General features: G+C 46.1%; 20 protein-coding genes. 16 read left to right on the plus strand and 4 right to left on the minus strand.

Features of this window, described 5'->3' with window-relative positions:
- Positions 1–88: 88 nt before the first annotated feature.
- Together MHH56_RS08895 and MHH56_RS08900 are read left to right on the plus strand one after the other, a co-directional pair.
- The gene (locus MHH56_RS08895; protein WP_076267806.1) at positions 89–562 is read left to right on the plus strand and encodes a hypothetical protein; all 474 of its coding nucleotides are present in this window, start codon (positions 89–91) and stop codon (positions 560–562) included.
- Positions 563–633: 71 nt separating this feature from the next.
- On the plus strand, positions 634–2,013 hold the full coding sequence (locus MHH56_RS08900; protein WP_339207802.1) for a DRTGG domain-containing protein: 1,380 nt from the start codon (positions 634–636) through the stop codon (positions 2,011–2,013).
- Between the two features lie 8 nt (positions 2,014–2,021).
- On the opposite strand, the gene MHH56_RS08905 is transcribed toward MHH56_RS08900, so the two are convergent.
- The 3 genes from MHH56_RS08905 to MHH56_RS08915 all read right to left on the minus strand — a co-directional run bounded on the left by MHH56_RS08905 (position 2,022) and on the right by MHH56_RS08915 (position 3,253).
- Positions 2,022–2,318, minus strand: coding sequence for a YtpI family protein (locus tag MHH56_RS08905; protein ID WP_339207803.1), 297 nt, complete (start codon positions 2,316–2,318; stop codon positions 2,022–2,024).
- 89 nt (positions 2,319–2,407) lie between these two features.
- Entirely contained in the window at positions 2,408–2,881 is a 474-nt protein-coding gene (locus MHH56_RS08910) for a hypothetical protein (protein ID WP_339207804.1), read from the minus strand.
- Between the two features lie 45 nt (positions 2,882–2,926).
- The gene (locus MHH56_RS08915) at positions 2,927–3,253 is read right to left on the minus strand and encodes a YtrH family sporulation protein (RefSeq protein ID WP_076267803.1); all 327 of its coding nucleotides are present in this window, start codon (positions 3,251–3,253) and stop codon (positions 2,927–2,929) included.
- A gap of 141 nt (positions 3,254–3,394) precedes the next feature.
- Between MHH56_RS08915 and MHH56_RS08920 the strand changes: the two genes are divergently transcribed.
- From MHH56_RS08920 to ppk1, 9 genes are all read left to right on the plus strand, one after another.
- Positions 3,395–7,066 carry a DNA polymerase III subunit alpha gene (locus MHH56_RS08920; protein WP_339207805.1) on the plus strand — a complete coding sequence of 1,224 codons (3,672 nt, stop codon included), beginning with the start codon at positions 3,395–3,397 and terminating at the stop codon, positions 7,064–7,066.
- Between the two features lie 420 nt (positions 7,067–7,486).
- A complete protein-coding gene (locus MHH56_RS08925) occupies positions 7,487–7,978 on the plus strand; it encodes a phosphatidylglycerophosphatase A (protein ID WP_076267801.1) in 492 nt (163 codons plus the stop codon).
- A gap of 95 nt (positions 7,979–8,073) precedes the next feature.
- A complete protein-coding gene (locus MHH56_RS08930) occupies positions 8,074–8,265 on the plus strand; it encodes a glutamate decarboxylase (protein ID WP_076267800.1) in 192 nt (63 codons plus the stop codon).
- Positions 8,266–8,305: 40 nt separating this feature from the next.
- Entirely contained in the window at positions 8,306–9,175 is an 870-nt protein-coding gene (accD, locus tag MHH56_RS08935; protein ID WP_076267799.1) for an acetyl-CoA carboxylase, carboxyltransferase subunit beta, read from the plus strand.
- Positions 9,165–10,235: an acetyl-CoA carboxylase carboxyltransferase subunit alpha gene (locus MHH56_RS08940; protein WP_076267798.1), complete on the plus strand. Its 1,071-nt coding sequence runs from the start codon at positions 9,165–9,167 to the stop codon at positions 10,233–10,235. Before accD ends, MHH56_RS08940 begins: the two co-directional genes overlap by 11 nt.
- A gap of 97 nt (positions 10,236–10,332) precedes the next feature.
- Positions 10,333–12,087, plus strand: a complete 1,755-nt coding sequence (gene pyk, locus MHH56_RS08945; protein ID WP_076267797.1) for a pyruvate kinase — start codon at positions 10,333–10,335, stop codon at positions 12,085–12,087.
- A 124-nt stretch (positions 12,088–12,211) separates the two neighbouring features.
- Positions 12,212–12,679, plus strand: a complete 468-nt coding sequence (locus tag MHH56_RS08950) for a thioesterase family protein (protein WP_339209539.1) — start codon at positions 12,212–12,214, stop codon at positions 12,677–12,679.
- Positions 12,680–12,777: 98 nt separating this feature from the next.
- Entirely contained in the window at positions 12,778–13,170 is a 393-nt protein-coding gene (locus MHH56_RS08955; RefSeq protein ID WP_339207806.1) for an FxsA family protein, read from the plus strand.
- A gap of 168 nt (positions 13,171–13,338) precedes the next feature.
- The gene (gene ppk1, locus MHH56_RS08960; protein WP_339207807.1) at positions 13,339–15,405 is read left to right on the plus strand and encodes a polyphosphate kinase 1; all 2,067 of its coding nucleotides are present in this window, start codon (positions 13,339–13,341) and stop codon (positions 15,403–15,405) included.
- Here the strand turns inward: ppk1 and MHH56_RS08965 are convergent.
- Positions 15,377–16,924, minus strand: a complete 1,548-nt coding sequence (locus MHH56_RS08965) for a Ppx/GppA family phosphatase (protein WP_339207808.1) — start codon at positions 16,922–16,924, stop codon at positions 15,377–15,379. The two genes, ppk1 and MHH56_RS08965, sit on opposite strands and share 29 nt — an antisense overlap.
- A 306-nt stretch (positions 16,925–17,230) precedes the next feature.
- Here MHH56_RS08965 and citZ point away from each other — a divergent pair, with 306 nt between their 5' ends.
- The 5 genes from citZ (at position 17,231) to MHH56_RS08990 (ending at position 23,967) form a co-directional block, all read left to right on the plus strand.
- The gene (gene citZ / locus MHH56_RS08970; RefSeq protein WP_076267792.1) at positions 17,231–18,343 is read left to right on the plus strand and encodes a citrate synthase; all 1,113 of its coding nucleotides are present in this window, start codon (positions 17,231–17,233) and stop codon (positions 18,341–18,343) included.
- A 124-nt stretch (positions 18,344–18,467) separates the two neighbouring features.
- Positions 18,468–19,763, plus strand: a complete 1,296-nt coding sequence (gene icd, locus MHH56_RS08975; protein ID WP_076267791.1) for an NADP-dependent isocitrate dehydrogenase — start codon at positions 18,468–18,470, stop codon at positions 19,761–19,763.
- A gap of 339 nt (positions 19,764–20,102) precedes the next feature.
- The gene (gene mdh / locus MHH56_RS08980; RefSeq protein ID WP_076267790.1) at positions 20,103–21,044 is read left to right on the plus strand and encodes a malate dehydrogenase; all 942 of its coding nucleotides are present in this window, start codon (positions 20,103–20,105) and stop codon (positions 21,042–21,044) included.
- 126 nt (positions 21,045–21,170) lie between these two features.
- Positions 21,171–23,324, plus strand: coding sequence for a DNA helicase RecQ (gene recQ, locus MHH56_RS08985; RefSeq protein WP_339207809.1), 2,154 nt, complete (start codon positions 21,171–21,173; stop codon positions 23,322–23,324).
- A 220-nt stretch (positions 23,325–23,544) separates the two neighbouring features.
- Positions 23,545–23,967, plus strand: a complete 423-nt coding sequence (locus tag MHH56_RS08990; protein WP_076267788.1) for a hypothetical protein — start codon at positions 23,545–23,547, stop codon at positions 23,965–23,967.
- Positions 23,968–23,983: the final 16 nt, after the last annotated feature.

Genomic DNA, 23,983 nt, shown 5'->3' on the forward strand with positions numbered 1-23,983 from the left:
CATTGCCTTTAAAGGATCAATTTACCATTTTAAATAAAAGTGGTAGGATATATAAGGGCAAAATCAGTGGACACGAGGAGGAAGCAAAGTGGTTGACGAATTCGAATTTTTCAGAAAAGTTCGCGCATATTATAACAATGTTCCATTCCTTGTTCAGTTCACATACCGCTTGTCTCACCGTGTCGATAAGGCTTTGGCTGCTCGTGGCTCATTTAGCTGTCGTGTTAACCCGCATACCCAAATCGTTGAATATGTGCTTGACTTAAAATCAGATCCTATTTCTCGGCCGCACAGCGAGCAAAGCTCTTTTTTGTTCTCTAGCATATACGATGAAATTCCATCACAAGTGATAGAAATGAATCAATTCCTTATCCAATCACTGCGATATCCGATTCCGATTGAATATGATTGGCAAGCGTTTATCATGTCAGGCGCTGAAGATGCCATCAATGTTCAAACGGTACAGCAGCTGTTCAAGAAATGGCGGTTTAAAGGCTTGGAGGGTCAGCTGATCGATGGCAGGCTGCGTACGAATCAAGTTCTGCTTCAATGGCAGCTCTAGATTAGGCTTGAATCGAGGGTAAGCATGACTTGTTCCTCGCTTTCTCCTATAATAGGGAGAAACAAAGGCAAGTGGACGGAGGATATAAGGTGGCTTCAATCGGACCAGGCAACGAGACTAGCACAAAGCATGAACAAATTTTGATTTATATACAAAGCTTGAAGATTGGAACGAAAATATCCGTACGCGCGATTGCTAAGGAATTAGGCGTCAGCGAAGGAACGGCTTATAAAGCATTTAAAGAAGCGGAAAGCTCAGGGCTTGTCAGCACGAAGGAACGCATCGGAACGGTGCGGATTGATCGGAAACGGCGGGAAGCGCTGGACCAGCTTACATTTGGCGAGGTTGCCGAGATCGTGGAAGGCAAGCTGTTCGGCGGAGCAGCCGGACTTGATAAAACGCTGCATAAGTTTGTCATTGGTGCAATGGAGCTGGATGCGATGCTGCGCTACATTGACGAGGGCAGCTTGCTAATAGTCGGTAACCGTATCGGGGCGCATCGCTGCGCGCTTGAGGAGGGAGCAGGCGTATTGATTACAGGCGGTTTTGAGCCGAGCGCGGAAGTAATCAAGCTTGCTGACGAGCGCGTTCTTCCAATCATCTCATCGCGGCATGATACGTTTACAGTCGCCTCCATGATTAACCGTGCGATGTACGACCGGCTTATTAAGAGGAAGATCATGCTGATCGAAGACATCGTAACCTTCAGCAGACCCGCTGATGTGATGCGAATCGGGCAAACGGTTTTGGACTTCCATAAGATATCGCGGGAAACGGGTTATTCCAGATTTCCAGTAGTCGATGTAAGGGGCAAGGTTGTTGGCATGATGACGGCTAAGGATGCTGTGGGATCGCCTGAGGATAGCGCGGTAGATAAAGTGATGACAAAAAATCCGATTACAGCGGCACCAAATATAACGGTTACTTCGGCTGCTCATACGATGGCTGCGGAAGGTATTGACTTGTTGCCTATCGTTGACAGGCATCGCAAGCTGTTAGGCGTTGTGACGAGGCAAGAAGTGCTTGATGCGATGCGTTTTGCAGGAAAGCAGCCGGAATCGGGAGAGACTTTCGAAGACTTAATGTGGACGGGCTTTATGGCTACAACAAATGTTAATGTCATTGGTCAGGACGAGCTGGGCATTGCTTATAAGGGAATCATTACACCGCAAATGTCAGGTGCGCTTGGGATGGTATCGGAAGGACTTCTCTCTACGCTAATGACGCAAGCGGCTCGCAGAATGATTCGAGAAACGGCGAAGCGTGACTATTTGTTGGAGAGTATGACGACTTTTTTTGTTAGGCCGGTTCAAATTGACAGTGAGGTTACGATCATTCCTAAAGCGCTTGAGATGAGTCGGAAGTTTACGAAGCTTGAAATCGAAGTGAAGGACAAACAAGGCTTGGCCGCCAAAGCGATGCTGACGGCCCAAATGATTGATCCGTATTAATTGCACATTTAATTTCTTGTCGAGCTGTACGCGCTGAGAGTGCGAAGACCAGCAAACACATTAAATACGCCGATCACAAGGAATATAGCGCCAATTACGATGCGAAGCGTAGATTCTCCGGACAAGAATAACTGAACGAGAGCGATAAAAAGCAGCATGGCTCCCATGCTAATATTCATTCTAGCTGTGAAGAGGCCCCGGGTTCTCGCATCAGTGGAGCGGCGTGATTTAAAGCTGAATACAGCCGAAAGCACGAGTGTAATTAGGATGCCCGGCACAAGCAGCCATTGCATCAGTTGATCCATGGAAAAGCAACTCCTTTTAAGTTACGTATGTACAGCTTCGATCTTGTGAATAGACAGGCTCTATTGTATCACGAATCGCAGCTGTATGCTTAAGAAGGAGGCTTTGTATAGTCACGCACCTTGATCCAGACATGCAGCACATTATCAACGACAAGAATAGTCTTAACCTCAATGGTATAGTCCTTGCTGTTCACATCCATATAGACCTTCTTCTCAAGGAGGTTGCGTGCGAATTTTGCGTCAGAGTCAATTTCATAAATGCTTTGCCCAAGGAAGACGCTCAAATCCCCTTTTATCCGCTTAATAATCAACGCCTCGGTAACTTGATCAAGATGGGGTCTTCCCGTATTTTGGCCGGCTTCTTTCTCTACACGGGGCAGGATGCTTTTTATAACGGTATGTTGATTCTTGAATTCATTTAAATGCTTTAAATCCGTTTCGTATTGCTCCAGCTTAACCTCCAGCTCACTCTTCAATGTGATTAAAGCCTCAAATTGCGCCAAATAAAGCGAATTGTACACAATTGCGCCAATGATCATCCCGAGTGTCAATACTCCTACCATTTGCAGTCCTCTCGTGAAACGGCTAAACGGCGGCACGCGCATCGCTTAGGTGGCTCCCTTGCAAATAAGCCGCACTAGCTCTGTGCCTAAATGTGCACCCAGAAAAGCGATAATAATAAAGCAGATTTGCTGGGCTGCCGGCGATAACTGACCATCCATGATGTTGCTTTCAATGACTCGTACGGGATCAATCGACCCCCCAATTGCTGCGACGATCGCCCATATTTTCAGTTTTATGGCTGTATCGAGCATTGTATGGGCTGGCGGCATCAGCATAAACACCGATCCCACTGCTGCAAGCGTAGATCCACCTAAAACAACGCCAAATGCGATAAAGAAATCAAGTCCTGCTTTGGACAAAAAATAGCTCACCCGTATCCCTCCAAAAATATAATCTTATAGATTAACATCGCATGCTTGTATGCTCTGCTACCATTCTATGGGCGTGTCCATCGCTATTATGATAAAATAGAATTATCTTATTTTTGGACGAAGCGGAAAGGAACCGATGCGATGAGCGGCCATAATGAACAATCTTTCGTGCATTTGCACGTCCACAGCGAATATAGCTTGCTCGACGGCGCCGCCAGAATTAAAGATTTGACAGCTAAAGCTGCGGACCTCGGCATGAAGGCACTTGCGCTCACCGATCATGGAGTCATGTACGGAGCTATTCCTTTTTACCGGTCATGCCGTGCACAAGGAATAAAACCGATTATTGGGTGCGAGCTATATATGACGACTGGTTCTCGCTTTGAGAAAGGGTCGCGCAAGGAAAATCCAATCTATCATTTGATTGTGCTTGCCAAAAACGAAGCGGGTTATCGAAACTTAATGAAGCTCTGCTCCATAGCACATTTAGAAGGTTTTCACTATAAACCCCGCGTTGATTTGGAGATGCTGCGTGAGTACTCTGAAGGGCTGATTTGTTTAAGCTCTTGTTTGGGGAGCGAGATCTCTCAGCATCTGCTGCATGACCGCTTGGAGCAAGCGCGAAGCAGCGCTTTGCGTTATAAAGATATTTTCGGAGATGACTTTTATTTAGAGCTACAGGATCATGGTCTTCTGGATCAGAAAAAAGTAGCTGTTGATATGATAAAGCTTGCAGAGGAAACAGGTATTAAGCTGGTCGCTACAAATGATGTGCATTACTTGCAGGCTGAGGACGCTGCTATGCAGGATGTGCTTATTTGCATCGGTACGGGCAAAACGACAGAAGATACTGATCGATTGCGCATGCTGACGGATCAGATGTATCTGAAGAGTGCGGACGAAATGGCGCTGCTGTACAGACATGTGCCTGAAGCGATTGCGAATACAGTGGAGATCGCGGATAAATGTGAGCTTGAGCTGACGCTTGGACGCGCTGCGCTTCCTGTTTTTCGGCCGGTACCATCGGGTATGAGCTCATCCGATTACTTAATTACTTTATGCCGCGACGGATTAGTTGCTAGATATGGCGGAAATCCAGAGTGGGTTCATGATACTGATTATAGACAAAAAGCGGAGCAGCGGCTCGAATATGAGCTGTCTGTCATCGAGAAGATGGGATTCAGCGACTATTTTCTGATCGTTTGGGATTTTATTCGCTTCGCTCATGATTCAGGCATTAGAACAGGACCTGGAAGGGGCTCGTCCGCGGGCAGCTTAGTTGCTTATACGCTTCGAATAACGGATGTTGATCCGCTGAAATATAAGCTTTTGTTCGAGCGTTTTCTTAATCCTGAGCGAATTTCCATGCCCGATATTGATATTGACTTCAATGATGAACGGCGTGACGAGGTCATTGCTTACGTGGCAGCTAAATACGGCGAAGAACATGTTGCTCAAATCATTACATTCGGAACGATGGCGGCCAAGGCAGCAGTTCGGGATGTAGGCAGAGCTATGAACGTTCCGTTTCAAGAGGTGGATCGAGCAGCTAAGCTTATTCCAAACCAACTGGGCATTACGATTGAGGAAGCGCTTCGCATGAGCAACGAGCTGCGTGAAGCAAGCGAGCGTCAGCCGAAGACGGCGGCTATGCTGAAGATGGCCTTGAAGGTTGAGGGCATGCCAAGGCATGCCTCCACTCATGCTGCGGGTGTTGTGATTTCACAAGAGCCGCTTACACATTATACGCCTATACAGACAGGAAGCGAGAGAATTCCGCTCACCCAATATTCAATGGAGCATTTAGAAGCTATTGGACTTCTAAAAATGGATTTTCTCGGCTTGCGTACACTCTCCATTCTAGAGCGTGCACTGCACGCCGTTAAGGAGCAGCACGGCAGAGTGATCGATTTCCACACCATTAGCGATAGTGATCCGGCAACGTATGCCATGCTGAGCCGCGGCGACACGACCGGAATTTTTCAGCTCGAGTCTGCCGGTGTGCGGCGAGTGCTGAAGGAAATGAAGCCAACGGAATTCGAGGATATCGTCTCCGTCCTTGCACTCTACCGTCCCGGCCCGATGGAGTTTATTCCTAAATACATTCAAGGCAAACACGGGCTCGTAACGGTTGAATATCCGCATCCGTCGCTAGAGCCTATTCTCTCTGACACTTACGGCATTATTGTTTATCAAGAGCAGATCATGCAAATTGCCTCCTTGATGGCTGGCTTTTCTCTTGGGGAAGCGGATTTGCTGCGCCGAGCAGTATCCAAGAAGAAGCGTGAGGTGCTCGACGAAGAGCGGGCTCACTTTGTGAAAGGAAGTCTTGCACAAGGGTATTCAGAAACGGATGCCAATCATGTCTACGACATGATTGTTCGATTTGCCGATTACGGGTTCCCTCGGGCGCATGCAGCAGCATATGGAGTACTCGCCTTTCAGACAGCATGGCTTAAAGCTAACTATCCTGTGCCGTTTATGGCATCGATGCTCGCTTCAGTTACAGGAAATCAGCGGAAGACCGCTGAATATGTGGATGAATGCCGGCGAATGGGCATTGCTGTGCTGCCGCCTGACGTTAATGAAAGCAGCGTATCGTTTACACCTGTTGAGAAAGCGGTTCGATTCGGGCTGGCAGCTATTAAAAATGTCGGCACACAAGCCATTGAAGCGATTTTAAAAGAGCGAAAGGATCGGCTCTTCGATAGTCTTCTGGATCTTTGCCAGCGTGTAGACCTGCGCGTTGTGAACAAGCGGGTGCTGGAGTCGCTCATTCAGGCGGGAGCTCTTGATTCGTTGCCAGGACATCGTGCTCAGCTACTAGCTGCATTGGAGGAGACGGTAGAGACAGCAATCAAATGGCGCAAAGACCGTGAAGAGCTGCAAATTGAAATGTTTGGTTTAGATGAGGTGCAGAACTGGGATGTCGAGCTGCCCGATATCCGTCCGTACACGACAGGGCAACAGCTTGATTTTGAAAGGGACCTGCTGGGGCTTTATTTATCCGGCCATCCGCTGGATGCTGCCGAGCAGCAGTTGTCAGCGCTAGGTCTTGATCGGTTGGTTGAGCTGTCTGATGCAAAGGACGGGGCGATTGCTATTGTAGGCATTATGGTCGTATCCATCAAACCTTTCACGAATAAGAAAGGTCTGTCCATGGGTTTCCTCGAGCTTGAAGATCGCATAATGCGTGTGGAAGCTGTCGTATTTCCAACGATCTGGAAGCGAATCGAAAGCAAGCTCAAAAAGGGCGGCTTAGCCATTATACAAGCAACGGTTCAGCAGCAGGATGATGACTATAAGCTCATCGTTGAGGATTGTGTACCGATTGAACATGCGGAGATGGAGCTTGCGGATCACGTAGGACGGCTGCAGAAGCAGGCGAAGGCTCGCGCGGCAAGAACTGGCGGCAGCAGCTATACTTCTCAGGGCAGTACTCAGAAAACGCAAGGCCAAGCTAACCGAACGACGTCACCTAGCAATCGGCCAGCTTTCCAGACTAAGGCTGCTGATAATAGTAGCGTTAAACCCAGCCCTCAGTCCGGAAATAACTTCACTACACCTGCATCCGATGAGCGCAAGCCGCAGCGCGTATATATAAAAATTGTGGCGGAAAATGAACAGCCTGCTGTCCTTGAACAGCTGAAAAGTGTTTTGGCTGGTCATTCCGGACAGCTCGCAACCGTGTTATTTTATGTACAAGGACAAAAATCGATTGCTCTCAGCGATAGTTATCGCGTTAAACCATCTGCTGGGCTTCTCGCAGCCGTTGAGCAGCTCTTGGGTGAAGGCTCGATCGTCGTCAAATGACAACGACATAAACTAGCTGGTGCGAGACCTTCTGCAATCTAATTCTCGCTTCTGGCAAATCAGAAATTAGATGCTAATTTTAAGCTTGAAAATATGCAATGGCGAGAAAGGTTTGAGCTGAGCAAACCGTGGTTTGAAATTATTTCGATAGTGAGATTATGCAAAAAAAAAAGAAGAAAAATTATTCTTTTGCTATGAATATTTGGTATTGATGCAATAGGATTTCTACCCTCCTGCTTTATGTTGCAAACAACGGCATTTCGTATGCACATCAGAGCCTATCTGTGCATATGTTTAGAGATACATGTGAAGATGGCTTTGGGGCTCGGAGAGTGCGAGCGCCGCCTGAGGACAATGTCATCTGCTCACGCCTATGTTTCCAAGATAAACGTACAAGCAGTTACGGGAGGGATGAGTCCTATGACAGGAATCGAGAAATGGCTCTTAAAACGAGGGGTATCCATCGATGATGTAACAGAAATCGTTTATACGCTGCAGCGTCCTTATAACGGTGATTTGACGATGGAAGAGTGTGAGGAAAGCGTAAGGGCAGTGCTTGGCAAACGAGAGGTTCAATATGTCATGTATACGGGTATGGCCCTTGATGAGTTAGCTGAGCGGAAATTATTGCCAGAGCCATTGCAATCGATTATGGAAAATGATGAGTCGCTTTACGGTGTGGATGAGACGCTTGCGCTCGGCATTACGAATGTTTACGGCATGATTGGATTGACGAGCTTCGGATATTTAGATAAAGTAAAACCCGGTATTATTCGTCAACTAAATATAAAAGGTGAACGAATTCATGTTTTTTTAGATGACCTGGTTGCTGGATTAGCCGCTGCTGCGTCTGCTCGAATTGCACATCAGGACCCGAAAGCGATCCAATATGATTTGCCGGATTCGCCTTAACTATGGTATCATTGTGAGATCATATGGCCTGTTACCGGGATAGCTGTGCTTAGTAAGTGAGCTTTGTGGAAGCAAAGTTTTCAGGAGGTACCATGATGTGGACGGTCATTTATATCGCACCAACAGCAAAAATTGCAGATAACATCAAGAAGCGGCTAACGGATGAAGGGTTTCTGGTGAAAATCCGCTCCGTCAATCTGTCCAAACAGCAATACGAGATACTAGTTCCGTCAGGCGAGTTGGAGGAAGTTCAAGAAGTATTCAACTCCATTATGCGGCCATTATGATGGACTGCTCTATACTATTGCGCCTTGAGAGGTGTCACACGTGCAAATAAAAGATTTATTTACTAAGAAAAAATATGCAACAATACCTTCGGAACCACGCAAGCGTGAAGTTCCTGAGGGCTTGATGAATAAGTGCTCCAAATGCGGCACGATTCAGTATAGCAAAGAGTTGGAAAAGAATTTGAAGGTATGCTCATCCTGCGGTTATCATTACCGTCTAAGCGCGTTGGAGCGTATTGCATTAACGCTTGATGATGGGCATCTAGTAGAATACGATGCCAATATGGAATCCATCGATCCTCTAAACTTCCCAGGTTACGCGAGCAAGCTAGAGCAGCAGAAGAGCAAGTCGAGTCTTCGCGAAGCTGTCGTAACAGGAGAAGGTACGATTGGTGGTTTTCCTGTCGTCGTAGCAGTCATGAGCTTTGATTTTTTCACTGGCAGTATGGGATCCGTAGTTGGAGAGAAAATTACAAGAGCGATCGAAGCGGCTCATGAGAAGAAACTGCCGCTTCTTATTTTCTCAACATCGGGCGGCGCCCGGATGCAGGAAAGTATTCTTAGCTTAATGCAAATGGCCAAAACGAGCGCGGCACTTTCAAAGTTTCAAGGTGCTGGGGGTTTGTTTATTTCGATTTTTACCGATCCTACTACGGGCGGGGTTTCGGCAAGCTTTGCGAGCTTGGGCGATTACAATTTGGCCGAGCCTGGCGCGTTGATCGGTTTTGCCGGACGAATTGTTATCGAACAAACGATTCGCCAGAAGCTGCCTGACGACTTCCAGACGGCTGAGTTTAACTTGCAGCATGGCCAATTGGATAAAGTCGTACACCGCAAAGATATGAAACCTACGTTAGCAAAGCTGCTTGATATGCATTGCGTAAGGGAGGAAACATCCTATGGCGGGTGAGCTGCCTTTTGAAAAACCGTTGAACGACTTGCGGCAGAAGGTAACTGAGCTTAAGACCTTAAGCGTGGAGAAGGGTATCGACTTCACGGAAGAAATACGCGGTCTTGAGCTTAAGTGCAAGCAGCTGGAAGAAGAATTGTATAGTGAGCTGACTCCTGCTCAAAAGATGCATATGGCGCGTCATCATCAGCGTCCGACATCGTTAGACTTCATTCAAACGGTATTTACCGATTATATGGAGCTTCATGGAGATCGTCTGTTTGCAGATGATCTTGCCATCGTTGGTGGCCTTGCTAAGATAAACGGTGTTCCAGTTACTGTTATTGGACACCAGCGCGGCAAGGACACTCGTGAGAATATTGCTCGTTTCTTCGGCAGTCCTCATCCTGAGGGCTTCCGCAAGGCGCTTCGTCTAATGGAGCAAGCGAACAAATTCAAGCGGCCAATCATCACGTTTATTGATACGAAGGGTGCTTATCCGGGCAAAACCGCCGAGGAGCGAGGTCAATCGGAAGCGATTGCGCGCAACCTGCGGGAAATGGCCGGCTTCGGCGTGCCTATTATTTGTATCGTTATTGGTGAAGGCGGCAGCGGGGGAGCACTCGCTTTAGGCGTCGGAAACCGTGTATTAATGTTGGAAAATGCGATTTATAGTGCAATTTCGCCAAATGGAGCGGCATCCATCTTATGGAAAGATGCTTCCAGGGCAGATCAAGCAGCTGAAGCCATGAAGATTACAGCCAAAGACTTGTTAGAATTTGGTGTAATTGAGGATATTGTTCCAGAGCCGCAGGGCGGCGCACATAAGGACTTGGCATTTCAAGCGGAGCAAATTAAGGAAAAGCTGTGGCAGCATTTACAAGAACTTATGAAAATGAGTGCTGAGCAGCTTATCGAAGATCGGTATAATAAATTCCGTAAAGTCGGTCAATTCAAGATCGTTGAAGAGCCCGGAGATGTGGCGGACGGAGCAGTTGCCGATACAAATATCGGTATAAAAGCGGACGCGGTGAATGTATCTCAGGAACAGGCGCCGGAAGCAACTCCGACCGTTCAATAGTGAATAATATGTAAAAATGATTATTTCACTGTACAAGCAGTGGGTTGTCATGTCAGTATAGTAAAGAATATCAGGCAGTATACGGAGGAAACTTAACATGCGTAAAACGAAAATTGTTTGTACTATCGGTCCATCCAGCGAATCACTGGAAAACACAAAAAAGCTAATCAATGCAGGCATGAACGTTGCCCGTCTTAACTTCTCACACGGAGATTTTGAAGAGCACGGCAACCGTATTAAAAACATCCGCATTGCAAATGCAGAACTTGGTACTTCGGTAGCGGTTTTGCTTGATACGAAAGGTCCTGAAATTCGTCTTGGCAAGCTTAAAGAAGAGCCTATTGAGCTTAATCAAGGTGAAATCGTTACGCTTACTACAGAAGAAATTTTGGGTGACCGCAACCGTGTTCCTATTACTTACAACAACCTTCCAAACGATGTAACAATTGGTTCAACTATCCTCATTGATGATGGCTTGATCGGATTGACAGTTGAAGAGGTTAAAGGCACTGAGATCGTTTGCCGTATCGTAAACAGCGGTCCAATTAAAAGTAAAAAAGGCGTTAACGTTCCTGGCGTGAAAATTTCATTGCCTGGTATTACGGAAAAGGATGCTAACGATATCGTATTTGGTATCGAGCAAGGCGTAGACTTCATTGCAGCATCTTTTGTTCGTAAAGCGAGCGACGTGCTTGAAATTCGTGAATTGCTTGAGCGTCATAATGCAGGTCACATTCAAATTATCTCCAAAATTGAGAACCAAGAAGGCGTAGACAACCTTGATGAAATTCTTGAGGTTTCTGACGGTCTTATGGTAGCGCGTGGCGACCTCGGCGTTGAAATTCCAGCTGAAGAAGTGCCGCTCGTTCAAAAAAATATGATCAAAAAAGGTAACCGTGTAGGTAAACCTGTCATTACAGCAACACAAATGCTTGATTCCATGCAGCGCAACCCGCGTCCAACTCGCGCAGAAGCGAGTGACGTTGCAAATGCGATTTTTGACGGTACAGATGCGATCATGCTTTCCGGCGAAACAGCTGCGGGAAGATATCCAACTGAATCCGTACAAACAATGGCTCGTATTGCTGAGCGTGCGGAAGCCGCTTTGGAATACCGTGAAATTTTCACAAAACAAGCCAATGCACAACAAGTATCCGTTACAGAAGCAATCAGCCAAGCTGTTGCTAACTCGGCTCTTGACCTTGGTGCAAAAGCGATCATCACATCGACACAAAGCGGCTTTACAGCTCGCATGGTATCGAAGTACAAGCCTAAAGCTCCAATCATTGCTGTAACGACTGATGAGAAGGTATTGCGTCGTCTATCTCTCATTTGGGGCGTATTTGCAGTGCTTGGTCCAGATGCGGATACAACGGATGAAATGTTCGAAAATGCTGTAAAAGGCGGTATGAGCACTGGATTCCTAAGCTTGGGAGATACTGTTGTTATTACAGCTGGCGTTCCAGTTGGCCGTGCTGGCACTACAAACCTTATCAAAATTCACCACATTGGTGAGCTTTTGGCACAAGGACAAGGTATCGGCAGCCAAACCGCTATCGGTAAAATTGTAGTAGCTCGTACACCTGAGGAAGCTATTGCAAAAACAACTCAAGGTTCAATCTTGGTAACGATCTCCACAGATAAAGAATATATGCCTGCATTCGAAAAAGCTGGCGCAGTTATTACAGAGCAAGGCGGAATTACTAGCCATGCCGCTGTAGTTGGCCTGAATCTTGGAATCCCGGTTATTCTTGGCATCCAAAATGCAACTGAATTGCTGCAAGATGGCATGGAAGTTACCATCTACGGCGAAACAGGCGTTATCTATCACGGCCAATCAAAAGTACTGTAATAAAACAGTGCCTTTGTTAACAAAAATATAGTACAAAAACAAAAAGCGATGGTGATCTCACCGTCGCTTTTTGCTAATCAATTCGTCAAAGCATGTTCGATTTGATAAAAAATGGGGGGCATTTATGCTGTCAGCTTCCACTTGGGTTCTGCACCCGCTGCGCGTTCGTTATCAGGAAACCGATCAAATGGGTGTCGTTTTTCATGGGAATTATGTAACTTGGTTCGAAATTGGACGTACTGAATGGATAAGAAATGCTGGTTATGACTATAAAACCATTGAAGAGCAAGGATTGCTGCTGCCGGTTATAGATTTGCAATGCCGCTATGTGCAACCCGCTCGCTATGACGATACTGTAATCGTTTGTACTCGAATTGCTGATTGCAGCCCTCTGCGCGTATCCTTTGAATCACAGGTTAGAAAGGTATCACTGGATGATTTCCATACATCAGTAGTATCAGAAAGCGAATCACTGCCTGGTGAGCTGCTCGTGGAGGGTGGAACCAAACATGTATGGGTCAACGAGTCATGGCAACCAGCGCGTTTAAACAAAGTCATGCCTGAATTGTATGAACTGCTGCGTACGAAGTAAGTTTGCCGAACAAATTGCGATGATATTATGCTGCTGCGCAAACCAAGCTTATGCTTACGAAGTAAGTTTGCTACGCAAACTTTGGAGGAGGTCCAATCATGTATAAATGGCTGTTGGCAGTTTTAATTGTTGTTCCATTAGTTGAGCTTTGGGGTATCTTTCAAATTAGCGGCTGGATCGGGGGCTGGAACACCTTTTTTATACTGATCCTCATGGGTTTGGCAGGCGCTTATTTGGCCCGAATGGAAGGGCGAAAAGTATGGGGTGAGGCTCAGCGTCAAATGCAAGCTGGACAAATTCCCGGCCAGTCGCTTTTAGATGGATTATGTGTGCTAGCAGGAGGTATTTTGCTGTTGCTGCCAGGATTTCTGTCTGACATCATAGGCATTACGCTGCTTATTCCATTTACAAGAACCTTTTATAGAGTAATCATGCTGCGTGAATTAGAGAAAAGAATACGAAACGGCAATTTTAAGATCGGAAGATTCTAATATTTACGTGACATTTACAAAAGGTTAACATGGCAATAATAGTCATGCTTCATAATGAGATAGATATAAGTCGTTTCTTGTCGTTATATTAGCATTCTTGATTTGAGGCAAGAAGCGTATGTTAGAAAAGCAGGTTTATTTCGCAAAATTACTCAGGAGGCGTGAGAAATGACCAAGCTTTTGTCCAACTATGTAAATCGTGACTTAAGTTGGATCGAATTCAACCGAAGAGTTCTTCAAGAGGCGCAGGATCTCAGCAATCCGCTGCTTGAGAGAGCAAAGTTTTTGGCAATTGTCTCAAGCAATTTGGATGAATTTATGAGCGTGCGAGTTGCTGGCATCCAGATGCAGATGAGAGCCGGCTTATCCAAAATTGATTTTACGGGCTATACGCCCTCTGGACTTTGGAAGCGGCTGATTAAGCGAGCAACCCAAATGGTCCATGATCAATATCGTACATACAGAGAAGTGTTCCGAAGCCTCAGTCGTGAGGGCATTTTTATTCGTTCGCTGGATGAGCTTAATATAACGCAAACGAAAGCAGTCTCGGATTATTTTCATGAAATCGTATTTCCAGTACTTACACCGATGGCTGTCGATCAGAGCAGACCGTTCCCGCTTGTTCATACGAAAGAGCTGTATTTAGCAGTACTTCTAAGACAAGAGAGTGATCCGTCTGAAGAGGAGCCGTTGTTTGCGATTGTCCAGGTACCTTCTATTTTACCGAGATTTGTACCTGTCCCAGGACGAATTAACAGCAAGAAAACGGAGTTTGTGCTTCTTGAGGATTTAATTGAAAAGTTCATCGATACGTTATTCAACGGCTATATTCCATTCTCAGTAAACCCGTTCCGCTTAACAAGGGATGCGGATATTACATTGAATGAAGAGGATGCCGAGGATCTGCTTGAGGAGATCGAGAAAGAGCTGCGTCGCCGCCGCTGGGGAATTCCTGTAAGGCTGGAGGTTTCCAAGGGTATGCACCCTTATGCGCTCGAAATGCTTACCGAAGAGCTCGAAATCGAAGATAATTTATTTGAAATAGATGGACCGCTTGATTTAAGCTTTTTGATGAAGTTTGCAGGAGCAGTACCGGGCAATGATAATTTGCGGTATGAGAAGCTTGAGCCAATTTATCCAAGAGAATTTGACCACACTGACGATATGTTTGAGGTCATCCGCCAGCGCGATGTTTTGATGTACCATCCATATGAATCATTTGACGCAGTTAATGACTTTGTCATGCAGGCTGCTTATGATCCCGACGTGCTAGCGATAAAAATGACGTTATACCGCGTGAGCGGCCAGTCTGCGCTCGTTCAAGCGCTTGCTAAGGCAGGCGAAGCTGGCAAGCAGGTAACGGTTGTTGTAGAGCTAAAGGCGAGGTTTGACGAGGAAAGGAACATCGCTTGGGCGCGTCAGCTGGAGAAGGCTGGTTGCCATGTCGTTTACGGCCTAGTTGGTCTGAAGACACATGCGAAAATCTTGTTAGTTGTAAGACGAGAGCATGGCACGCTGCGCCGCTACGTTCATGTAGGGACAGGGAATTATAATGACAGTACGGCAACATTATATACGGATATTGGACTTTTTACGTCACATCCAATAATCGGCGGCGATGCTTCGGCTTTGTTCAACGAGGTTACGGGTTATTCATCACCTTATGAGTGGAAAGCTTTTGGCGTTGCGCCTTCTGATTTGAAGGAAAAGCTATATCGGTTAATCGATAGGGAAAGATTGAATGCAGCAGCCGGCAAGCCAGCTCGCATTATTGCCAAAATGAATTCTTTATCGAATCAAGAGATGATCGATAAGCTTTATGAAGCCTCTCAAGCGGGAGTGAAAATCGTATTAATCGTTCGCGGCGTTTGCTGCTTGCGGCCGGGTGTTCCTGGGCGCAGTGAAAATATTCAGGTAATAAGTATCGTCGACCGTTTTCTGGAGCATGCACGGATTATGTACTTCCATAATGGCGGGGAAGAAGAGGTATATTTGTCGAGCGCGGATTGGATGACTCGTAATCTTACAAGAAGGATCGAGCTTATGTGTCCAGTATTTGATCCAATTTTGAGACAAATATTGATCAAGATGCTTCAGCTTAATATCGATGATAATGTAAAAGCCCGTGAATTGCAGCCGAACGGTACTTATGAGCATCTTACTAGTGCTGATAAAGAGCCGTTCCGCAGTCAATTCGAGGCAAAGGTTATAGCGTCTTGGAAGGGACATGCGTAGACGAAAAGTCGAGGCTCGGCGTGAATCCCCAAAGTTTCTTGAATTCGCTGGCGAGCTCCTCCACTTCTCGGCGCTCAACTGCAAGCGTTCCTCGCGGCTGAACCGGGCGAAGCAGCAGCTGAATGCCGGATAATTGGACATTTAGCTGAGCAATGGCTTGTGTTTCACCGCGATCAAGCGCTGCCGACAGCTGCAGCAGTGAACCAAGCTTATAAATGACTTCAAGGTCGGATTCGTTAAGCAGTTCCTTATATTCGGAAATGTGCTGGCGAGCCCGGCCTTTGCTTTTGTAAGATGCGATAGCTGCTGTCATAATCATTTCGCGATGCGTTAGCCCATTCAACTGTGAATTAACAATAAGGTAGAAGGAATGCCTTGCATATTCGTAATAATCAATGGATGCACCGATTCGGAACAACTGTGACGCTGTGTCCAGCAGCACTCTCGATTGAGGTGTCAATGGGTAAACATAGTTCAGGACATCATAAATCTCTAGAGAGATTCGGTTGACCTGCAGCACATGCTGCTTTGGAGCTTCTGGATGCAGGGCACTTAAATTTGTTAGGCTATATTTGAGCACATCATCTAGTTTTGGACGATTTGGGAATCTGGTTGCATGGAACAAGCCATCGCGCAGTCCAGCACCGCAAATTCGGTAATAAGTTGCTTTGGTTGCACGGAATAATACGCGTAAAATAGCGACACCAGGTACAACTACATCAGCACGATCCTTGGACAAGCCCGGAAGTTTACGTCTTTTATCAAGCGGAAGTTTGCGCATTTGATGAAAGAGCTCATCAACGTGCTCGCTCGTAATCGGATAATTATGTGTTTGCGGAAAAGGGTATTTGTATGCGGCTTGATGCATTTTTCCTAATGCACGCACCGTGCCTCCGACACCGACGAGAGGCAGTCCTGCTGTTTCTCCAATCCAGGTCTCGTTTCGAGCCGCTTCTGCAACGATGGCTTCAAGCGCCTTCAGGTCTTCATCTTGGAGTGTGCCTTTTGTGCCGAAACGTTTGTTGAAGCTTACGCAACCAAACGGAAAGGATACAGAATGAACGAGAACGCGGTTGCGAAATAATGAAAGCTCGGTGCTTCCGCCGCCGATATCAATGAGAAGGCCGTCACGAATCTTTAGTGAGTTAATCATGCCGAGAAAGCCGTACGAGGCTTCATCCTCACCGGTGAGCAATTCGATGGATAAGCCTGTGGCCGAATGAATACGAGCAAGGATTTCTGAACGATTATTTGCATTTCGAATAGCAGCCGTTGCGACTGCTCGAATATGGCTTGTATGATTATGTGTGCAAATCATGGTAAAATGATTCAGTGTGTCGATCAGATCATCGATCGCTGTACCTGGCAGACATCCGTTTTCATCAATACGTTCGCTTAGTCTGGCAGGCCGTTTACTGCTATCCGCCACACGATGAGCACCATTTGCTGTCTTCTCGTAAACGACGAGACGGACGGAGTTGGAGCCTATGTCAATAATTCCGATGCGTTGTCCTGTCATGTTGCGCCTCCAATACGGCAAAATTTGCTCTGTAAGTTCTCTTTTTGACATTTTACCACTTTATCCGTTTCTGTAAAAATAGTTTATGCTGCGGCTAAAATTGGAGCGAATAGGGAAAAATGCAGTTTGAGCATACGAAGTGAAGCGGAGAAATAATAAGCGAAAAAAATATTGATGACGCTGATAAAGCATTTTTATGTCTGTATTTGTTCACATAATTGCCGAAATCATTTATGATTAAAGGCGATGGTACAAAAACGACCCCTTTTTATTGTTTACGATAACCATGTTAAAGGAGAGAGAACGATGACAGCAACTAAAGGTCTGGAAGGAATTGTCGCAGCGACGTCCTCCATCAGCTCCATTATTGATGGCGTATTGACATACCGCGGTATTGATATTGATGATCTTGCGGAAAACGCTACTTTTGAAGAGGTTGCCTACCTGCTATGGTACGGTAAACTACCGAATCGTTCTGAGCTTGATGGACTGCAAAAGCAATTGGATCAATTTGCAGCGCTTCCAGAAGGCGTAATTGATCAAATTAAGCTTTATCCAAAAAATACAAATTCTATGGCTGCGCTTCGTACGGCAGTATCCAGCTTAGCATTGTACGATGAATCTGCAAACGATATGTCTCCTGAAGCGAATCAATTGAAAGCAATTAAATTGCAGGCGCAGCTGCCAACAATTATTGCTGCTTTTTCACGCATCCGCCTAGGACAAGAGCCTGTAGCTCCAAAGAAAGGCGTATCCATCGCCTATAATTTCTTGTATATGCTTACTGGCAGCGAGCCGGCTGAAGTTGCTGTTAAAGCACTTGATCAAGCGCTCGTTCTTCATGCTGACCACGAGTTGAATGCGTCGACATTTGCTGCTCGTGTAACCGTAGCAACGTTGTCGGATATTTATTCGGGTGTAACGTCTGCGATTGGCGCTTTGAAAGGCCCTCTTCATGGCGGCGCAAACGAAGCTGTAATGGTTATGCTAGAAGAAATCGGTTCTACTGCTAACGTTGAAAGCTTTATTAACAACGCGCTTGCAAACAAAGTGAAAATTATGGGCTTTGGTCACCGCGTATACAAAAACGGCGATCCTCGCGCGAAGCATCTGCAAAAAATGTCCCGCGAGCTTGGCAAGCTGACAGGCAACATGGAGCTTTACGAAATGTCTGTTAAAATTGAAGAGCTGGTAACTGGACAAAAAGGCTTGAAGCCTAACGTGGACTTCTACTCAGCGTCTGTATATACAACGCTTGAAATTCCACGTGACTTGTTCACGCCTATTTTTGCAATCAGCCGGGTATCTGGTTGGAGCGCGCATATTCTTGAGCAATACCAAGATAACCGCTTGATCCGTCCGCGTGCCGACTATGTTGGTCCGGTTAATGCCAAGTACATTCCGATTGAACAGCGTTAATTCGTGATTTAAGTTACAATAGAGAGAGCGGATAAGCTTTACGCTCTCTGTTCTTTAAAAAAAGACATCATATTTCATTTATGCTTGCTATTAAGCAGGTACAATTCTAAGGAGGATTTTATTCATGGCTAAGTTCGAAAAATTCGCGCTTCCAACTGAAGGCGAACAAATTACAATTGACAACGGTGTACTTCAAGTACCTAACAACCCAATTATTCCTTTTATCGAAGGCGACGGCACTGGCCGCGACATTTGGAAAGCTTCGAAACGCGCACTTGATGCAGCGGTAGAAAAAGCTTATAACGGCGAGAAAAAAATCGCTTGGTACGAAGTATTTGCCGGCGAAAAAGCTTTCAACACATACGGCGAGTGGCTGCCAGCTGATACTTTGACAGCAATCCGTGAATATATCGTTGCAATTAAAGGACCATTGACTACGCCTATCGGCGGCGGCATTCGTTCATTGAACGTTGCACTTCGTCAAGAACTTGATCTTTACACTTGCTTGCGTCCTGTTCGTTACTTCACGGGTGTACCTTCCCCAGTAAAACGTCCTGAGCTTGTTGACATGGTTATTTTCCGTGAAAATACAGAAGATATCTATGCGGGCATCGAGTACCAAGAAGGTTCTGCAGAAGTGAAGAAAGTAATCGAGTTCTTGCAAAACGAAATGGGAGCTAACAAAATCCGCTTCCCAGAAACTTCCGGTATCGGCATTAAGCCAGTATCGAAAGAAGGTTCGAAACGTCTTGTTCGCGCAGCGATCGAGTACGCAATCAAACACAGCAAAAAATCAGTTACACTTGTACACAAAGGCAACATCATGAAATACACAGAAGGCGCGTTCAAAAACTGGGGCTACGAAGTGGCTGAAGAAGAATTCGCTAACGAGACTTTCACATGGGGTCAATACGACCGCATTAAAGAAGCAGAAGGCACTGACGCAGCTAACAAAGCACAAAAAGATGCAGAAGCAGCTGGCAAGCTAATCGTTAAAGACGCAATTGCGGATATCGCATTGCAACAAGTACTTACTCGTCCGACTGACTTTGATGTTATCGCTACATTGAACTTGAACGGCGACTACTTGTCCGATGCTCTTGCAGCACAAGTTGGCGGTATCGGTATTGCTCCGGGCGCGAACATCAACTACTTGACTGGACACGCAATCTTCGAAGCTACTCACGGTACAGCTCCGAAATATGCTGACCTTGACGTAGTTAACCCAGGTTCCGTAATCCTTTCCGGCGTAATGCTTCTTGAGCACCTAGGCTGGCAAGAAGCGGCTGACCTTATCTATAAAGGTATGGAAGCTTCGATCAACAACAAAACAGTAACTTATGACTTCGCTCGCTTGATGGAAGGCGCAACAGAAGTAAAATGTTCCGCATTCGCAGACGAAATCATCAAAAACATGTAGTTTTATAAAAAGTAGGGGGGCAGATGCCCCCCTCATCTTTTATTCTATTGCTTTTCGCACGGGGAATGGCGTCCCGCAAGGGAAACATTCCCTTCGCGAATAAGCGTAAAGCGTGTCCCAAAGGGACGAAAGCGATCCATGCTCAACAGTCGCTCAAGAGCGCCGATATCCCTCCTGCGTTAGTCCAAATGGCAGGTGTCCAGAGGGCGCAGCGCCCCTTAGGTCCTCCCTTGGAAGGGAGGATTTAGGTGGGTTCGACATCTCTTGGGAGGTTGCAAGTGAAAACAGGGGGTCAAAGGGGTCTCCCCTTTAACTAAAGTTACAGGAGGTTTACACCAGATGGCGATTAAGCGTAAAAAAATTACTGTAGTAGGAGCTGGCTTCACTGGCGCTACTACTGCACTTATGCTAGCTCAAAAAGAACTAGGCGATGTTGTTCTTGTTGATATCGCACCGCTTGAAAACCCAACTAAAGGTAAAGCACTTGATATGCTTGAAGCGACACCGGTGCTTGGAGTAGATGCAAACATTATCGGTACTGCCAACTACGAAGATACAAAAGATTCTGATGTTGTGATCATCACTGCAGGTATCGCTCGTAAACCAGGTATGAGCCGTGACGACCTTGTTAGCACGAACGCTGGAATCGTAAGATCCGTTTGCGAAAACATTAAAGAAACTAGCCCTAACGCTTATGTTATTATTTTAAGCAATCCGGTGGATGCAATGACTTATGCAGCCTTCCAAACGCTTGGATTCCCTAAAAACCGTGTAATCGGTCAATCAGGCGTCCTTGATACAGCTCGTTATTGCACATTTATTGCGCAAGAGCTTAACGTATCCGTTGAAGATGTTCGCGGCTTTGTGCTTGGCGGACATGGCGACGATATGGTCCCACTCGTTCGCTACTCAAATGTTGGCGGCATCCCAATTGAGAAGCTTATATCAGCAGAACGAATTGAAGCAATCGTACAACGCGCTCGCGTTGGCGGCGGCGAAATCGTAAACCTGCTCGGCAACGGCAGCGCGTATTATGCGCCTGCAGCTTCGCTGGTTCAAATGACAGAAGCTATCCTTAAAGACAAAAAACGAATTATTCCAGTTATCGCTTTGCTTGAAGGCGAATACGGTTATAATAACTTGTTCATGGGTGTGCCAACAATCATTGGCGGTGACGGCATTGAAAAGGTGCTTGAGCTTGATTTGACTGCTGAAGAAAAGGCTGCACTTGATAAATCTGCTCAATCCGTACGCAACGTTATCCAAGTAGTAACAGGCTAGCAAGCAAGCTCAATTGCTGCTTTTATAAATGAATGCGTTTGGGAGGACCCTGACAGAATGCTGCCAGGGTCCTCTTGTTTATTTTCAAGGTACAAAAGAAAAGGTTTACTATGGGAGGGGAACAGGTTGATCGAACAAGCAAGACAAGCCTTGAAACAGGTATATGGCTATGACTCTTTCCGTAAAGGACAGGAAGACATTATATCGGGGATTATGAATGGACGCGATACACTAGCTATTTTGCCGACCGGAGGCGGAAAATCGATTTGTTATCAAATTCCATCCATGCTTTTGCCGGGAACGTCTCTTGTTATTTCGCCGCTCATCTCGCTCATGAAGGATCAGGTTGATGCGCTGAGGCGAGTCGGGGTATCTGCAGCGTTTCTTAACAGCTCGCTAGGAGCAGCTGAATATCGAGATGTGATGCGAAACGCGATGATGGGAGAATATAAGCTGCTGTATGTTGCGCCTGAACGACTTGATGCGCCGATGTTCCAATCGTTATCTGAGACGCTCACTATACCGCTCATTGCGATAGACGAGGCTCACTGCGTATCACAGTGGGGGCACGACTTCCGTCCCAGCTATCGTCAGCTGGCAGGCTGGATTGCTCGAATGAAGGATCGGCCGCTCGTTGCGGCGTTTACGGCTACAGCAACAAACGAGGTAGCGCTTGATATTTCAGAAATGCTCAAGCTGCGTGAACCTAGCATTTTTGTAACGGGATTTGCGAGACCAAATTTGTCTCTATCCGTCGTTACAGGCGTGGATAAGAAAAAGTTTCTTGAGAGCTTCATATCAGGGCGTAAGGATCAATCAGGCATTATTTATGCAGCAACTAGAAAAGAAGTCGAGAATGTATATGAGCAATTAACACGCAGAGGCATTCAAGCAGGCAAATACCACGGTGGGTTGTCGGATGCTGAGCGCGCCGACACACAGGAGAAGTTTCGATTCGATGAGATTCGTGTAATGGTTGCAACGAACGCTTTTGGAATGGGCATTGATAAACCAAACGTTCGTTATGTGCTGCATTGGCAAATGACTAGCGATATTGAATCCTATTACCAAGAAGCCGGCCGTGCCGGCCGTGATGGAGAGGAGAGCGAATGCATTCTCTTGTTCGAACCGGCTGATATGCAGGTGCAGCGCTTTCTGATCGAACAGGGCACTGGGGATTCAGATCGTAAATCGATTCAGCTATCTAAGCTCCATACCATGATGAACTATAGTCGAACACAGCGTTGTTTGCAGCAATTTATTGTTGATTATTTCGGAGAGACGGATGTTGTGGCGTGCGGGAAATGCAGCAGCTGTCTCGATAAGAGCGAGCCGGTTAACCGGACGGAGGAAGCGAAGATGGCGCTCTCCTGCGTAGGTCGAATGAGAGGGCGTTTCGGTGTAACGATGGCAGCCAAGGTACTAAAGGGATCACGTGATAAACGGCTGCTTGAATTTGGGCTCGATCGTTTGACTACGTATGGTTTAATGCGGCATTTGCCCGAGAAAGAGATAGCGGACTGGCTTTATTGGCTCGTGGCTGAAGGATACTTAAAGCTTAGTGAAGGGCAATATCCAGTCGTCTCGCTAACTGCGAGCGCACTGCCGGTACTGGAAGGCCGCGAACCAATCATGCAAAGAGTTAGAGCAACGGTTCGGCAAGCAGCCTCTTCCGATTCAGCAGCTGCTTCACCTCTATTCGATGCGCTCAAGCAATGGCGCAAAGAAAAGGCAGCTACAGAGGGTGTGCCTCCATTTATGTTGTTCTTTGATGCAACGCTGCGAGAAATCGCAATAGCTCGGCCGCAAAACGAGAATCAATTGCTTAGCGTGAAGGGAATTGGTGCTGCGAAGGCGGAGAAATATGGAGAAGACCTGCTCTCGATTATTCAATCGTTCGGAGGAGAAGGTCAAGCCGAAGGAATGATTACAACTGCGGCTAGAGAGCCGTCAGTCGTCAAGAAGGCAGCAACAAATGATGAGCAGCCAAGTCACTATGCTACACTCAAGCTATTTCAAAGTGGGCTGGAACCGGATGAAATAGCGAAGGAACGCGGATTAACGAAAGTAACGGTTGAAGGACATATCATTCGATGTGCAGATGAAGGTGAAGAAATCGATTGGAGCAGAATCATCCCAGCAGAATATGAGCAATTGATCGTCCATGCCATTGGCGAGCAAGGAATCGATAAGCTGCGTCCCATAAAGGATGTTTTGCCTGAGGAAGTTACTTATTTTGCAATTCATGGGGTTATGAGTAAATACGGCTTTAAAGCTTAAAGCCTACCGAAAATCGATTAAAATGAGCTTTCTAATTAAAGTGTGAAAATTTAGGGAACGAATTCGGAGCTAATTCAACAAAAAAGGGTATAAAACCTCGGTTCAGGAGCATAGTCATTTGAAAAAAATCTCGTTTCTGATAAACTATTTATAGAATTAATTTTGGCATTGCGAATCGATGAATGAATGATTACGTTTTACCAAAACAGGAGGAGTTAAAATGTTTAAAGTAATGTTATTTTTGCACGTGATTGGTGCAGTAGGTATGGGCTTCTATATCGTTCTTCCAATCATGCTGGGTAGAGCTACTAAGCTTGCCGGAGTTGGACAAGGCGGATTAGCTGACGGCCTGCGTTCGGCAAACCGAATTGCGCAATATTTTCTAGTTTTGCAGCTGCTAACAGGTGGATATTTGATGTCGCAAGCGGATTACAAGGTGGCATGGATGGTCATTATTATTTTGCTGTTCCTGGCAATTGCGGCACTAGGCGGAATTATTTCCAAGCCTCTTAAGCTTGTAGTTGCATCCATTCAAGAAGGCAAAAGCGCAACTGCACACATTAACAAAGCACGCGTGATGAGCATCATCGTATTGGTGCTATACATCGCTATTATCTACTTCATGAAGTTTCCGATGATCTAAAGCTAATATGTATAAC

The sequence above is a fragment of the Paenibacillus sp. FSL K6-3182 genome (genome assembly GCF_037976325.1).
GTDB lineage: Bacteria > Bacillota > Bacilli > Paenibacillales > Paenibacillaceae > Pristimantibacillus.

Bases quoted from the DNA above. Each gene is read 5' to 3' on its own strand.
- MHH56_RS08905 (WP_339207803.1), bottom strand. From the start codon at position 2,318: ATGGATCAACTGATGCAATGGCTGCTTGTGCCGGGCATCCTAATTACA.
- MHH56_RS08910 (WP_339207804.1), bottom strand. From the start codon at position 2,881: ATGGTAGGAGTATTGACACTCGGGATGATCATTGGCGCAATTGTGTAC.
- MHH56_RS08920 (WP_339207805.1), top strand. From the start codon at position 3,395: ATGAGCGGCCATAATGAACAATCTTTCGTGCATTTGCACGTCCACAGC.
- MHH56_RS08925 (WP_076267801.1), top strand. From the start codon at position 7,487: ATGACAGGAATCGAGAAATGGCTCTTAAAACGAGGGGTATCCATCGAT.
- MHH56_RS08930 (WP_076267800.1), top strand. From the start codon at position 8,074: ATGTGGACGGTCATTTATATCGCACCAACAGCAAAAATTGCAGATAAC.
- MHH56_RS08940 (WP_076267798.1), top strand. From the start codon at position 9,165: ATGGCGGGTGAGCTGCCTTTTGAAAAACCGTTGAACGACTTGCGGCAG.
- pyk (WP_076267797.1), top strand. From the start codon at position 10,333: ATGCGTAAAACGAAAATTGTTTGTACTATCGGTCCATCCAGCGAATCA.
- MHH56_RS08950 (WP_339209539.1), top strand. From the start codon at position 12,212: ATGCTGTCAGCTTCCACTTGGGTTCTGCACCCGCTGCGCGTTCGTTAT.
- MHH56_RS08955 (WP_339207806.1), top strand. From the start codon at position 12,778: ATGTATAAATGGCTGTTGGCAGTTTTAATTGTTGTTCCATTAGTTGAG.
- ppk1 (WP_339207807.1), top strand. From the start codon at position 13,339: ATGACCAAGCTTTTGTCCAACTATGTAAATCGTGACTTAAGTTGGATC.
- MHH56_RS08965 (WP_339207808.1), bottom strand. From the start codon at position 16,924: ATGACAGGACAACGCATCGGAATTATTGACATAGGCTCCAACTCCGTC.
- citZ (WP_076267792.1), top strand. From the start codon at position 17,231: ATGACAGCAACTAAAGGTCTGGAAGGAATTGTCGCAGCGACGTCCTCC.
- icd (WP_076267791.1), top strand. From the start codon at position 18,468: ATGGCTAAGTTCGAAAAATTCGCGCTTCCAACTGAAGGCGAACAAATT.
- mdh (WP_076267790.1), top strand. From the start codon at position 20,103: ATGGCGATTAAGCGTAAAAAAATTACTGTAGTAGGAGCTGGCTTCACT.
- MHH56_RS08990 (WP_076267788.1), top strand. From the start codon at position 23,545: ATGTTTAAAGTAATGTTATTTTTGCACGTGATTGGTGCAGTAGGTATG.